We start from the raw sequence: 15,940 nt of genomic DNA, 5'->3' as shown, positions 1-15,940 counted from the left end.
CTTTAATAAAATATGTAAGATTGCTGTATAAAAAGAAATTAGAATTATTAGTGAAATGGTTTTTTATGCTTAAATTGAATAAAAGTATGAACTGTTACAGTATAAATATGAGTTTTATTCATTATTTTAATAACTATGCAATAAGTGAAATAAATGTTGAATTTAGTCGGAAAATATAGATTTACAAATTGCAGAATATGTACATATAGTTGTAACTGTAAATATTATCCGTTTTTAAATATTTATAAAAGGAGAAATTCATATGAAAGAAATACAAGAGAAATATGAAATTGTAGAAGAATTGGATGCAACGGTAGGCCAAGAAGCATTATGGATAGCTCATCAAATGGAAATAGAAAAAGGAATGAACAATGAACCGATTATAATAAAGTTAAAAGGAAAACTTCAGATAAAGGCTTTGGAGAAAGCGCTTACTATAATAGTGCAATCACATCCGGCGCTACGTACAATATTTAAGAAGAGGGATGAAAAAATAAAGCAATTAATTCAAAAGAATGTAGAATTTGATATACCAATTAAAGATTTAACTGCTTTTAAAAACACAGAACAAAAATCTATTTTAAAAAATTTCTTAGAATCTATAGTGAATGAGAAATTTAGTTTAGAAGAGGGGCCTTTGTTTAAATTCCACATTATTAAATTCAGTGAAGATACATTTGTTTTACATTTAATGTTTCATCACATTATTTACGATGGATGGAGTTTAGGAGTTTTCATCCGACAATTATCCAATACGTATGGTGAATTACTTCAAGGGAATACGAATGTAGAATTTGAATCTCCTTATAAGAACCTCGTAGAGTATGAGGAGGGTTTTATTGATAGTGCAATATATAAAGAAGGATCATCGTATTGGAAAGATTATTTACAAGGTGAATTAACTCCTACAGAGTTTCCTATTGATTTTAATAAAATGAATGAAAAGAGGTATACAGATAAAAATATAAGCAAGAATATTAATTCGGATCTATTTTATCAAATACAATGTTTTGCTAAAAAAAATAATATAAGTATTTATCGAGTAATGTTAAGTACTTATTGTACATTACTTCATCAAATGACAAATGCTGAAGAGATAATTGTTGGTATTCCAATTAATACTAGACCACATACAGAAGAACGAGATACTTTTGGCTATTTTGTTAATACAGTACCTATACGTATAACAATAGAAAAGGGAGAGACATTTAAGGGAATACTTAATAAAGTTAATAAATTTATTCATCTAGCTATTACGTATAAACATAATCCTTACTCACATATAGTAAAAGATTTAAATCTAGATACAAATCATAATATGGTATATTCCACAGCATTTAATACGATGAAGATACCGGAATTAAAAATTCCTGATATTGAGTCAACAGTTTTAACAGATTGTAAAAGAGTAAATCCTTTTAATATGACTTGGAGAATAATGAGGTATGAAGGGGAAACAGAGAATAAAATTGAGGTTGACTATAACTCAGCATTATATAAACCAGAGAGTATTAGTGATTTAGTTGAAAGATATATATATTTGTTGCAAAAACTAATGAAGAATGTGAATGAACCTATTCATTCACTGGATTTGCTTTTAGAGAAAGATCATCGTCTATACAAAGAAATGAATTCAAACGCTCTTACGTATCCTAATTCAAAAACACTAGATCAATTAATCGATCTACAAACATTAAAATCGCCAAATCAAATAGCAATTTCTATGGGGGATAAATCCATTACCTATTATGAATTGCAGCAAAGGTCAAATCAAATAGCGAATTATTTACGTGAAAATGATTTGAAAAAGGGACAACGTGTAAGTATTACAATGGAGAGAGAGATTGATACCATTGTATGGATTCTAGGCATCTTAAAATCAGGTGGAGTTTATGTACCAATTGATCCAAAGTTTCCTGAAAAAAGAATAGAATACATCTTAAAAGATAGCGAAAGTCAAATGATTATTACGAAGAAAGAATACAGGGGATTGGTTGAAAGTTTTGCGATTCATACAATTTATCTAGAAGATTTTCATTACGCTAATTCCATAGAAAATATTGCGCCTACACATACCATAGAAGATGCAGCTTATATTATCTACACGTCAGGTTCAACAGGTTTACCAAAAGGAGTCGTAGTACCACATAAAGGCGTAATTAATTTATCATATTCAGTAATCAATACATTTCATTTAGGCAAAGAAGATGTATTTTTACAATTTGCAACGATCATTTTTGACGCCTCCATTATGGAAATATTTCCGATTTTGCTATGTGGAGGAAGAATGCATTTAATTTCTGAAATCGAAAAACGTTCAGCAGAGGAATTTATAAATGTAAGTCAAAAGAATGGTATTACAAATGTGGTTTTACCAACTGCGTTTTTTAAATTAATAGCTGATATGCCAAAAGAAATGTTACTTAAATTAAATTCTGTAAAACGTGTATTTGTGGGAGGGGAAACTTTACCTGCTGAATCAGTTCGTAAATGGCAAAGTAAATTAGGGTTAAAGATTCCAGTTCTTAATGCATATGGTCCTACTGAAACTACTGTATGTGCAACGATGTATGAAGTAAATGGTGAGATACAAAAAGAAATCTCTAATATCCCAATAGGTAAACCAATTGCTAATAGTGAAGTTTTCGTGGTTAGTCCGTTTAATACGTTATGTCCGTCAGGTGTAGTAGGTGAGTTATTTATTGGCGGTGATGGAGTTGCCAACGGATATTTAAATCAAAAGGAAAAAACAAAAGAGGCGTTTATTTCTTTCAATAAATCCTATAATCATGATAAAAAGATGTATCGTACTGGAGATTTAGTACGTCTTTTATCGAATGGAAATTTAGAATTTATCGGAAGGAAAGATAATCAAGTAAAAATACGTGGGTATCGAATTGAGCTGGATGAAATTGAAGGAACGTTATTTAAACATCCAGAAGTGAGAGATGCTGTAGTATTCACTTATCAAAACGACAAAATCGTTAGCTTTTATTTATCAAAAGACAATACAGAACTAAAACAAGAGGCATTAAAAACATTCTTAAGTGAAAGTTTACCAGATTTTATGATGCCAAATTATGTATTTCACCTTAAAAGTTTTCCTGTATCACCAAGCGGGAAACTTGATAGAAAAAAATTAGAATTACAAATCCCATCTTTACTTGAAAACATGCAGAAGCAATATGTTTCACCGATAAGTGAAACAGAAAAAAGATTGGCAAAAACATGGGCAGAGATTTTAAATTTAGGGAAATATAGAATCGGCAGAGATGATGACTTTTTTAAACTTGGGGGACATTCATTAATTGCTGTGCAAGTGTTAAATCAAATTCAAAAAGAGTTTCATCTAAAAATTGAAATTAGAGATATTTTTGAGCATACAACGATTGCTAGTCTGTCTGCTTACATCGATAAATTAATGGCAGTAAATCATGATAGGGAAGAACAGGAGATTCAAGTATTAAAAGTTATAGATAAGGAAAGTTATCAGTTATCAAGTGCTCAAAAAAGAATCTGGTTTTTAAATAAGTATAACGCCATTAATAGAGTATATGATACACCACTACACATATATATTGAGCCGAGTTTGAAAAAAGATATCTTACAAGACACCATAAGATTTTTAGTTGAACGACACGAGATGCTACGAACAGTCTTTATTGAAAGAAATGGGGAGCCTAGACAAGTCATCTTAAACTCAATAGCGATTGACCTGATTCACGATGAGATTGAACACCTGTCTAAAAAAGAACAACAAGAATATATACGTACAACAATAAATCAAACGGATCATACACCATTTGATTTAGAAAATGGTCCTCTTTTTAGGATTAGAATTTTTAATCTGAATAAGAAAAAGTCTTATTTATATATCAATTTACATCACATTATTACAGATGAGTGGAGTGTAAGGAATTTATTAGATGAATTATTGAAGGTATATAGTGCCTTTGCAAAACGTAGAAATCCTGAGTTGCCAACTATCTCTAATCGATATGTAGATTATGCTGAGTGGGAACAGGCGCAGTTAAATTTAGGTCGATGGGATACAGAAAAATCTTATTGGATGGCCGAACTTGCAGCACCTCTTCCTATACTAAATCTTCCTTTAGATTTTAATAGGAATCGTCAAAGTACAAATAAGGGTACAGTATTTGAAATGAAGTTAGATAATGAAATGAAAGAGTCTTTGAAACAAGTATGTGAACAAGAGAATGTTTCTATGTATATGCTATTTTTAGCAGCGTATATTCAATTGTTACATTATCTAACGGATCAAAAAGATATTATTGTAGGTACACCGGTTGTTGGAAGGAATCATCAAGAATTTGAAATAATACAAGGTTTTTTTGTAAATACCTTAGCGATTAGAACACAATTAAATGATGTGAAAAATTTAACACAGCTATTACAAGTAGTGAGAGAGAAATGTTTGAATTCATTCCAAAACCAATCGTACCCATTTGATAAAGTAATTGAACAAATAAATCCTGATAGAAGCTTTGGAAATAACCCGATCTTTTCTACTATGTTTAGTTACCAGAAAGATATTCTGCAGCAACATGATGCGTATAAGCTTCAGTTGTTACCTAATAAACAAGATATTAGTAAGTTTGACATTTCTTTAGCTGTTGAAGAAGGATTGGATTATGTAGGGGTTTCATTTGAGTATGATATTAATCTTTTCAAGGAAGAGTCAATTAATAGGTTTACTCAAAATTTACTTAATATACTGGACGCCTTCATTCATCAACGAACAGTAGCATATGAAAATCTTTCGTTTCTATCACAGGAAGAAGAATCTTTATATAAAAACGTAAATCATACAGAAAGACCATATCCTTATTTTCAAAATATACAAGAGCAATTCTATATGCAAGTAGATAGACAACCCGATCGGATTGCTATAGCGACTGCAACGGAATCTTTAACATATAGACAATTAAATATGGGCTCTAATCAAGTAGCTCAACATTTACTCGAAAAAGGTATAAAAAGAGGTGATAAGGTAGCCATATTTTTAGATAGAAGTATGAATAGTATCGTTTCTATGCTTGGAATATTAAAAGCCGGTGCTGCCTATATACCAATCGATGTAAAATACCCTGAGGATAGAATAAATTATATAGTTCGTGACAGTGAGGCATGTAGAATTATAACGAGTAACAAATTCAAAAGTCATTTGAATGTAAGTGATTATAAGGTTTCAATAATAGAGGATATATATCGTACGACTATAAATGATGATGTGAAAATTTTAAATAAACAAGATGACTTGGCATATGTAATTTATACTTCAGGATCAACAGGAAAACCAAAAGGTACATTATTAACGCATAAAGGAGTATTAAATTTAGTTGAATGGAGAAATGAAGTATTTCAGATTTCTCTAAATGATAAAGTAACACAGTTTTATTCCCATAGTTTTGATTCTTCTGTATCGGAAATTTTTTCTACCTTGTTAAATGGGGCGGAACTATATTTATTAAGTGATGAACAGCGCTATTCAACTGTCGCATATGCTCAAGCTATTCAAGAAACACAAGCAACTATTTCCGACTTACCAACAGTCTTTTTCAATGAATTATCGACTTCATTAACGAAACTGGATAGCGAAAAGATACGTTCTTTAAGATTTATAATAATGGGAGGGGAAGCTGCATCAACAAATGCCATTAGAAGTTGGCAAAATACTTTTAAAAACCAAGTACAGCTGGTAAATGAGTATGGCCCTACTGAAGCAACCGTTTCAGCAATGTATTATTTCGTACCAGTTTTAGAAGAAGAAAATAATCTTTTAGGAAGCGTACCGATTGGTATACCAATTTCTAATACAAAGGTTCATATATTGAATTCATATATGCAACATTGTCCGGTAGGGTGCATGGGTGAATTATATATTGAAAGTTTAGGATTGGCCCAAGGGTATTGGAAGCAGGAAGAGAAAACAAAACAGGCATTTATTTCAAACCCATTTTCAGAAGACAATAGTAAAAGATTATATCGAACAGGTGATTTAGCAAGGTGGTTACCAAATGGAAATATAGAATTTATGGGAAGAAAAGATAAGCAGGTTAAAATTAGAGGGCACAGAATTGAATTAGGTGAAATAGAAGATGCAATGTTACAACTTGAGGGGATTAGTCAGGCTGTAGTAACACAAACGGAAGATGGAATGTTACTGCAAGCTTATTATAAAACAGTGGACGGTATAGGGATAGAGAAAAATAAGTTAGCTTTACATTTATCAAATGTATTGCCAGAATATATGGTCCCTAAATATTACTCTCATGTGTTAGAAATACCAATAACGGCGAACGGTAAAATTGATTTTGAAAAGCTGCCAAAAATAGAGTTTGGTCATGAGCAAAAAGATGAGTGTAAACTTAAACCTCAAACTAAAGTGCAAAAAGACATTGCAAAGGTATGGTCTGAAGTTCTAAACGTGAAATCTATAGGTTTAAAAGATGATTTCTTTAATTTAGGTGGACATTCTTTAAAAGTTATGCCAGCATTAGTCAAATTAAAACCGTTATACCCTAACTTGAAAATTCAAGATTTCTTTAAGTATAGAACAATAGAAAAATTAGCCTCTCATATTGAAGAGATGGAATATATGTCGTTCAAGAAAGAGAAAAATATGAATGTAGCATGTATGGAAAATGAAATGAAAACGACTCCTGTTTATGAAACAACTAAATTAGAAGAATGTGGGTTAGATATGGTGAATTATCCAAAGGCAGTTTTCCTTACAGGGGCAACAGGATATTTAGGAGCACATATTTTAGAACGGTTATTACAGTTACCATCTACGACTATTTACTGTTTAGTAAGAAAAAGTAAGGATCAAGTAATTGATGCAAAGTTAAAAGAAAGAATGGAGTTTTATTTCGGTAAAGAAATCCTCCAAAAGTTGAAGGAGAGAGTAGAATTAATTGAAGGAGATTTATCTTTGATGAATCTCGGTCTAGATTCAAAGCAATTGGACCATTTAAAGAATAAGGTAGAGTCAATCATACATTGTGGTGGAGAAGTTAGACACTATGGAGAACGTGAGCATTTTCAAAAGGTAAATGTTCAGTCTACAAAATACTTATTGGAATTAGCTAAGAACACAAATGCACGTTTTCATTATATATCGACTTTAAGTGTAGTAGGTCAGGCTGAAAGCGATCCAAAAGAATTTGAATTCTTTGAGTCAAATTTTGATAGAGGGCAAAATTTAGATAATCTGTACCTAGAAAGTAAGTTTCAAGGCGAGAAAATGGTCAGAGAAGCAATGGAAAAAGGAGTTCGTGTCACAATATACCGTGTGGGGAATTTAGTGGGTAACTCTAAAACAGGTAAATTTCAATACAATATTAATGAAAACGCATTTTATAGATTATTAAAAGGGATATGCCTATCTAGCATAGCTCCTGACGTCAATACGTATGTAGATTTAACGCCTGTAGACTATGGGAGTTTAGCTATTACTGAATTATCTTATAAGGCCAATACAGTAAATAAAACCATGCATATTTGTAATCCAATTCAGCTAAAATGGGAACAATTTATTAATAGTTTACAAGCTTTTGGATACGATATCCTGTTAATGAAACAAGAAAAATATATAGAGAAGTTTTTTAATACGAATTTAACTACTGATGAACAGAAAGCATTAGAGCTCATAATGCCTTTATTAGAATCTGTAGAAGAGCTATCAGTAGCTATACCATCTTGTTTATACACGCAAGGATATTTGAAGAATGTACATTGTTTAGAGCCAAATCAAGAGTATATCAATTTGTTATTAAATTATGCTATGAGTATAGAGTATTTACCATTAATTAAAGAACCAATACTGTTGTAGTATACTCTATCTGTTTTGAGCAAAAGAAGGGTTTCACTTCGAAACTTTTTATTTAAAAATCTTAATTATTTGAGTAAAAAAAATAAAAGATTGTATAGCGGAGAAGTAATAATGAAAAAGAACCTGTTTTCTATGGAAAACAGGTTCTTTTTTGGGGGTAAAGATAACTTAGGGATACGGAAAAAATCCTTCCCAGTATGATTGGGATCGCACTATCAAGAATATAAATATGCAATTATGCATATTTATATTGAATATTTTTAATAACATTAAAATCTAATATATAATTAAAAAGTTTTTAATGAATTGATAAGGAGATGCGAGTATGAAGAAAGTCATAGGACTTATTGTATCATTATTTTTATTATTCTCTACCTATGCACCAACATTTACAGCAGCAGCCGAAGTTTTAAATAAAGTAGGCTGGGTGAAGGAGAAAGAGAATTGGTATTATTATGAAAAAGATGGCAGTAAAAGAACAGAAACAATCACATTAGATGGAATAGAATATGAATTCTTCAAAGATGGTAGGTTGTTTGAAGGGAAAAAACAAGTCGGAAATGAATGGCTTCATTATAAAGAACCTGGAAAATTACAAACCGGATGGAGTTTTTCAGGAACAGCTTGGAGTTATATACGTGATGGGAAATATGCAACAGGTGTTATTACCTATCAAGGGAAACAATTTGAAATTAATAAATATGGGGAAATGGAAAAAGGATGGATTACATTACGTTCTAAAATTAAAAGAATGTATCCTAAACCAGAAACAAAATTTTTATTGGAATCAAAGCCTGTAAAAGACGGAGATATATTAGAGGTTATTGGTAAACAAGGTATTTGGTATCAAGTAAAATACCAAGGAGAAATAGGGTATGTAAGAATATTTGAATCCGTAGTCATAGGAGAAAATCCCACACGTTCTTGGGATGTTGTAAAAGAAGGAACAAGCCTCACGCGATTTATACTAACGGAGTATAAAAAAGATCCAGAAAAATACTTTCCTCCAAATGTAATTAAAAACCAGGAGAAAGAAATTCACGAGTTAATTGAGAACGTAAATAATGTGTATTATGATTTCCAACAATTAAAATCTATGTTGTTATTTGATAATGCAAAAGGATGGGTGCAAGAAGAGGGGAAATGGACGTATTATTTAAAAAATGGAAGTCGTGTAACAGGCCTTCAGACTATTGATAATAAACAATACTATTTTGGACCTGATGGCTTTATGCAAACCGGTTGGGTTGATATAGGTGGCGCGAAATATTATGCGAATAAATCCGGTGCGTTACAAAAAGGTATTCAGTATATTGATGGTAAAATGCATTATTTTGATAAAAGTGGTATCTTATCCCGAGGTATGCAACAAGTAGATGGAAAACCGTACTACTTTAGTTATGAAAGTGAACCAAAAAGTGGTTGGATGAAATTAGAATATGATTGGTATCTGTTACATCCAAATGGTGCCTTACAAACTGGAGATTTTACCTATAAAGACAAAGTTTTCTCTTTTAATAAAGATGGAGAAATGATAAAAGGTTGGATCACGTTAGAATCTCTTGTAAAAAAAGTATATCCAGAACCAGACTTAAAGAAAGTTTTACGAGCAAAGCGAGTAAATACTGGAGAATTAATAGAAGTAACAGGAAAAGTTGGTTCTTGGTATGAAGTAAAATATAAAGGTGAAAAAGGGTATGTACGTATCCATGATGCCATTATTTTTGACCAAGAAGCAAAGACACCGTTATCTTTATTAAACGGTAAATTGAAAATTTTTGAAGGTGTTTTTAAATACATCAAAAGTGACGAGCCTTTACTCAATAATACATTAAAAACTCTACAAGATTTAGAAAATAGTACCACTGATTCAATTGAATTGATGAATAATGTTGCAAAAGACGCTGAAGATGCGAAACATGACCTAGAAGAACAGAAAAAACAAATACTAGAATTTGATCAAAAAATGAAAGTCCTGGGAAAAAAAATTAAAAATGACTGGGACCACTTAACAAAAGAAGAGATGCGACAGCTGATAGAAATGTTTCAGGCTGATGCAAAAAGAGCTGGAATTTATGGTGATGATCTTGGACAATATGCAGAAGACCGAGCAAAGCATTTTTCAGAATTAATCCTTAGAGGGTCTAAGGAAATGCTTCGATTCCAGCAAGAAGTGGTAAAATCTCTTGATCAAATGGTAGAGTTTAATAATCAAATTTATGCAGTCATCATGGAAGATACACAAAACGTATTAAAGTTCCAGGATCAATTTAATGTGTATTTAAAACAAACTACAGATGCGTTTCATGAATTAGCAGAGAGTCATAAGCGTATTCAGCAAGTATTACACGACAATGGTACATTTGAGGATTTAGGAAACATTGCAACAAGTACGATTCGATTAAAACACTCTATAGATGCGGCGAAACCTGGGATGGAGGAACTTGTACAAGTAACAAGAAAAAATGTTCCAGTTATAGCAAAAGATTTACAAGCATTTCAAGAAAGAGTACCAGGTATTTATAATGATGTTAATACAGGATTAGACTTTGGAAATGCGTTTATGGGAACAGCTTCAAAAATTGCCCAACATAAGTATAATATCCCTGCAGCGGCAGCTAACATTGGGAATATTAATTTGAATAACGCATTGCGTGATTTAGGTGGAGATCCATCTCGTATTTATAATCGTGCGAATGATGGGGATTTATCATTCGTATTGGGTATTACACCAATAATTGGTACAGGAAAAGAAATTGGACAACTTATCAAAGGTGAAGACTTAGTAACAGGTCAAAAATACGGTCCAGACGATTATGCATGGGGCACATTAGCCGTCGTATCTGGTGGTACAACACGGGTTATCGGTAAAGTTGTAGGGAAGATTGGTGACCTTGAAAAGAAAGGTAAAGCATTAGAGGCGGCTGCAAAGTACACAAATGCTTTTGGTAAAATAAATGCTCGAAATATACCCAATATGTCTAAAAAAGAAATACTAGAAAAACTTCCTGAAGGATGGAAATACACAGAGAATAATGGGTTTGTTCATGTTCGAGATGGTAATGGTACAATAAGGATGAGAATAGATCCACCAGATAAAGTAACAAAATATGATCATGTACATTTATATGATGAGAATAAAAATCCATTAGATGTAAATGGGAGTATAGTAGATGCTAAAAGTCCAGATGCTCATATTCCATATAAAAAGTAAGAATTGAGGTCGAAAATGAACGTACAGAGAATACAAGCAGAATTTGAAAAGTTACACTATTGTGATGCATGGGTTACTAAATTAGTATGCGACTATTTTGGTGATGAGGTACACCTAACTTATAAGGATGAAAATGAGGACGTAGATTTTCAATTTAGCGGTTGCTATAGAATAAATTTCAAACATAGCATGGGATATGTAAAAGAAAAGCCAATAAAAACATTTACATATGAACAGTTACCATATTTTCTTCATGATATTGAAATCGGTGAAGTAGAAAAAGAGGGTTTGAAATTATATACCTGTAATATAATTATGCCTCCTATGGAATTAGAAATATGGTGTAAGGATATAAAAATTGAAAGATAGGTATTCATATCAACGAAAGAAAAGATTTTGAATACAACATTGGAGTTAATTAAAGATGAGGGTTTGTAAAAGTATTCATTGAAAAAACGTTTATAAAATAAACTTAATCACCTTTATAAACTGGATATTCCAATGTTTCGTATATAAACCCTTTTTGTTTGTAAAGATATACCTTTGCAAACAGATGGAGAAAAATCTCTAACCATAATAAATAGAAAAATTTAACTTATTTTTCTCAATAAGTATATTATGTATAAAATTATAATAACAGTTAATATTTCCTAGTTTATAGTGTACAGTAGATATGCAGGTATTATTTTAGAATTTAGAGGAGGTAACTTAAGATGAAAAAGAAAATTATGTCTACTGCACTGACTTCAACATTATTAGCTATTCTATTATTTTTAGGAGTAAATCATGAAATGAAGGTTGAAGCAAAATCTACTCTTGCGAGTGGTTTTTGTAAAAGTTCTCAAGCTACATCTTACATAAGTACATTTGTAGGTGATAAAGAAGAGTTTGAGGGCGTGGAATTTGAGGCAATAAAAGGACATCCAGATATATATTATTTACGTTCATACGAAAAAGATGGATATGCACTTCTTGAAGGTAAAAAACCAGGAAAGGGCTGTCTAAAGGTCGTTGAATCTGATGGTGAAGTGTATTACTGGGATGTACTAGTTAAAGAAAGATAAAAATTAAATTTCTATTGGGGTAGCACCACACATCCATCAAGCTATAATTTTAGATTATCCCCAAAATGAAATATTTATCTTTCTATAGTGATCTATGAGCCTTTAACTCATTTTTTCGTTTTGGGGAACAATGAATTTCTTAGCTTGATGGGCATGTGGCGAGACTCCTAAAACACCTATAAAATTTTGCATCTAAAAAATGAAAATATGCATATTTTCAAATCAAATAACAAAATTGTAAATATATAAGTTGCAATAGATGTGTAGACACTCTCCGAGTCTCCTAAGTATCTATTTTTCGATACGAAGTCTCTTTATAGACTTCGTTTTTTTTATAAATAATGAAAGTAAACTTTTAGCAATTAGTTTGATTTCGATTTTTCTAAAATATTGAATTTATCTAAAATCCCCTGACCCCCTCAGAACCAAAAACAAAAGTATGCATTCAAAACAATGTAAATAAAGAAATTAGAACATCTTTAAACAAAAAATAGATCCAAACTAATTTTTTATATGAATACGATTATGATAGCTGTATACAAAAAATTAAGGAAACTACTTATTAACGTGAAAATATTTGCATAAAATGAACATGTTTTCATACTAGAGAAAGAGCATTAGTCCCCAATAGTATGAACATGTTAAATTAATGCATTATTTTCTATTTAAAAGAGGATAGCTACACTATAGATTTTCATAAAATGTTCAAAATATATTATGGAGTTGATACAGTGAATCTACTAAAAAAGGATATTCACAAAGTTGAAGAAATATGCTTGGGATTTGGTGTAAGTTTGGAGCTGATAGAAGCTGTTATTAGTAAATTGGGGTTTCAACAATGGCCTAAAAATAGTGAAGATAATCTGAGAATGCTTTATCAGTCATGGTGCAAAAATGTTCCGCAAGATAATATACATAAAAGGATTTATTTTGGAAATCAAATGTCAGGTCCATTACCAATTGGAAATCCTTCAGAATTCTTTTCGAATTTTTTAGAACATTCAACGGGAGGGACATGTTGGGGACATTCAATCGGTTTATACAGTCTGATAAAAATTTTAGGATATGATGTGCGCGCTGCGGCAGGGTCGATGGTAGGGCTTACTCCACCAGAAAATGGTCCAAGTCATGGCACGGTCATTGTTACAATTGAAGATCAACAATATTTGGTAGATGGTATTTTAATGATTGAAGATATTGTCCCTTTATCTCAAGAACGTCCTTCAATCGGAGGACCTCTACCTTTTACAATTAAGATATATCCGAATTTTAATGATTTGTGGGATATTGTATTTCGAACGGGTCACAGTGAGAAAGAACTTACCTGTAGGTTAGAGATTGATAATGTCGAATTTTCATATTTACAGGAGCGTTGGGAAAATACTCGAAACTATAGCCCATTTAATAATAGTTTATTTATTCGTAAAAACATTGGGAAAAAGGCTGTTACACTTAGTCGAAATAAACTTTTTCATTTAAATGAAGATGGTAATATTACAGTTGAGGAAATAGTAACGAATCTAGAAAAGAAACGAATTTTAATTAACATATTTGATTTGAGTGAGGAAATTGTTAATGCAATACCGTTAGATGACCCTTAAAAGAATTGGACTTGTCAACATTTACTGAACACGAAGGGTTCTGTTGCAAATGTTTAGCTTGCTCTTTAAAATTTTGCAACAGAGCCATAAATATTGGTTTGGGACTTATATTTAAAGGTAAAGTATCCAAAACGGTTGCTTTTTTTTGTTGTATAGAAATTACACAATAAACGTATTTAGAGGTTAATTTAGGCATAATGAAGGCCAAGCATCATATAATTATACAGAAAGGCTTTTCTGACATACAACTAGTACCCCTACACTTTATGTGGCACCTGAATAAGGTTCCTATTTTATTGAACCTTTTGATAAGGACAAGCATATATTGAAATCTAGGACAATCAACGTATTCTATTTAATCATCAGTTAACGCTTCTTTTCCCATTAAGGGCATCTCCTGCTATGAATGCTCTCTTTTTATTGAAAAAATTGGACACTTGAATGTAGTTATAAACATGTAATAGCGATTATCGTAGGCCTACTGTGATTGGTTTAGCGTCTTATTTATTGTTAAGGAAAGATAAGCGATATTAAAGTTACGGTTCATCTATATACCACTTGCATTATTCGAATTCATCTTTGCGAGATTCTAAGTATTGTACAGAAAATAAAAATACGGTTATGAATCGAAAAAGCAATTAACTAGATTAATTGCTTTATTGAACTCGTTTTGCGACTTCGCTAAACAAACGAACACAACGAACAAAAATAGACCTAGTAAATAAGTTGCTGTTTTTAGGTGTAATAGTTGAAGAGAACTACAATTTAATTTTGTATGTATATATTATTCATAAATATAGATATGTCTATTTATATAAGAATCCTACATTCTTCTTTATTTACCTATACTTAAATTTTTCTCAATTTATTATGATATAGATATCGTTTAAAAGTATATTGTGCAAAATAATTAATTGGAATTTTTGTATGAATCTATCGATTCAATATTAACTACTCACCACCTAAAATTATATCTATATTCACAATTTAATTGATAAATAAAACGTGGAATATTTAAATTATTGATTATAATCACCTTGAAACTACGCCTTTAAAGGGTGTTTTTGTGTCTAATAAATACAATTATTAGCTCAAAATATTCTTATATTTTTATATCAAAATTCAATAAAATATAGGTGTTATAAATTCACAAAACAAAAAGGAAGCCATAAAGGTTTCCTTTTTGTATATGCTTCAAAAGGAAGACTTTAATAAATCTAATAATGAATTCCTGTGACTCATCGTCATATCTGACACATTAGTTCATAGCTACATCTAGGGATCTATATACCCCTTTCAAATAAATGTAATATTTGCACCAGAACCTTATCTATTAAATATATACTTCCAAACGGCCTTAATCACTCCTGTATTTGGCATATTATCCCTCCTTTGTATAAAATAAGTGTATCATTGTTGAGTTAATAAGAACAGTGTATTATTTAAATAGTATAAAAAATAAAAATACTTTATGTTTTTTGCTACATATATGATTTAGTCATATCATGTTTATATTTTAAATCTGTATCCCTTTGCTCCAAGTGCCCTTCAGTAAATTCATAAACCACGAAATTATTAATATACAATTTCAGGAAAATAACACTAAAACAAACTAAAAAGTCATATATATTAACCACTTCTCATTTAAAGTATTTTTCACAATCCGATAAATTCAAAAAAATCGAAATATATAAATATAACTAAACTAGTTTAACAGAAAAATTAATTTTTTAAAACCCTTTTTTTTCCATGGTTAATAATGTTAAGATTTAATTGTAGATAAACGTTAGTTAATATGAATATTCGAAGAGCGCAATTTATTTTATATTACTATAAAAAATGCTTTAAACATGTTTTTAATTTGCGATCAGTATTTGTTAAATAATAGTTTAGTATGAACCTGCATTTGACACTCTTACATATAGCTATACGGATATCTACACAAATAAATATTATAAAAATAAGAAATGAGGGATTATTGTGCTTGATATTATTAAAAACAGAAAAAAAGTTAAAGAAAACTTAGAATTACCTGATACTTTATTAGAAGAAGTTGAAGAACACTCAGCTATGGGTGGTATAAACACATGGAATACTACAGCTACTTCAACTTCTATCATTATCAGTGAAACATTTGGTAATAAAGGAAAGGTTTGTACTTACACAGTTGAATGTGTGAATAATTGTAGAGGTTAATTAAAAAATG

Annotated in this window: 6 protein-coding genes; all 6 read left to right on the top strand. The window is 30.8% G+C overall.

Features of this window, described 5'->3' with window-relative positions; genetic code table 11:
* Positions 1–262: 262 nt before the first annotated feature.
* The 6 genes from ACTFRH_RS21745 to ACTFRH_RS21720 all read left to right on the top strand — a co-directional run bounded on the left by ACTFRH_RS21745 (position 263) and on the right by ACTFRH_RS21720 (position 15,930).
* On the top strand, positions 263–7,855 hold the full coding sequence (locus tag ACTFRH_RS21745) for a non-ribosomal peptide synthetase (RefSeq protein ID WP_000659068.1): 7,593 nt from the start codon (positions 263–265) through the stop codon (positions 7,853–7,855).
* 325 nt (positions 7,856–8,180) lie between these two features.
* Positions 8,181–11,069: a pre-toxin TG domain-containing protein gene (locus ACTFRH_RS21740; protein ID WP_000755706.1), complete on the top strand. Its 2,889-nt coding sequence runs from the start codon at positions 8,181–8,183 to the stop codon at positions 11,067–11,069.
* Positions 11,070–11,084: 15 nt separating this feature from the next.
* A complete protein-coding gene (locus ACTFRH_RS21735) occupies positions 11,085–11,438 on the top strand; it encodes a hypothetical protein (RefSeq protein WP_001102755.1) in 354 nt (117 codons plus the stop codon).
* A 344-nt stretch (positions 11,439–11,782) separates the two neighbouring features.
* A complete protein-coding gene (locus ACTFRH_RS21730; RefSeq protein WP_000727173.1) occupies positions 11,783–12,133 on the top strand; it encodes a hypothetical protein in 351 nt (116 codons plus the stop codon).
* A 731-nt stretch (positions 12,134–12,864) separates the two neighbouring features.
* Positions 12,865–13,734, top strand: coding sequence for an arylamine N-acetyltransferase (locus tag ACTFRH_RS21725; RefSeq protein WP_137026973.1), 870 nt, complete (start codon positions 12,865–12,867; stop codon positions 13,732–13,734).
* Positions 13,735–15,714: 1,980 nt separating this feature from the next.
* Positions 15,715–15,930, top strand: coding sequence for a plantaricin C family lantibiotic (locus tag ACTFRH_RS21720; RefSeq protein ID WP_000884148.1), 216 nt, complete (start codon positions 15,715–15,717; stop codon positions 15,928–15,930).
* Positions 15,931–15,940 lie beyond the last annotated feature (10 nt).

Origin of the sequence: Bacillus cereus group sp. MYBK216-1, assembly GCF_051916495.1 — a bacterium.
Classification (GTDB): Bacteria; Bacillota; Bacilli; order Bacillales; family Bacillaceae_G; genus Bacillus_A; species Bacillus_A thuringiensis_K.
This window is presented reverse-complemented; position numbering and strand designations above follow the sequence as displayed.

Coding starts and splice junctions, on each gene's coding strand:
- ACTFRH_RS21730 (WP_000727173.1), top strand. CDS start 11,783: ATGAAAAAGAAAATTATGTCTACTGCACTGACTTCAACATTATTAGCT.
- ACTFRH_RS21745 (WP_000659068.1), top strand. CDS start 263: ATGAAAGAAATACAAGAGAAATATGAAATTGTAGAAGAATTGGATGCA.
- ACTFRH_RS21740 (WP_000755706.1), top strand. CDS start 8,181: ATGAAGAAAGTCATAGGACTTATTGTATCATTATTTTTATTATTCTCT.
- ACTFRH_RS21735 (WP_001102755.1), top strand. CDS start 11,085: ATGAACGTACAGAGAATACAAGCAGAATTTGAAAAGTTACACTATTGT.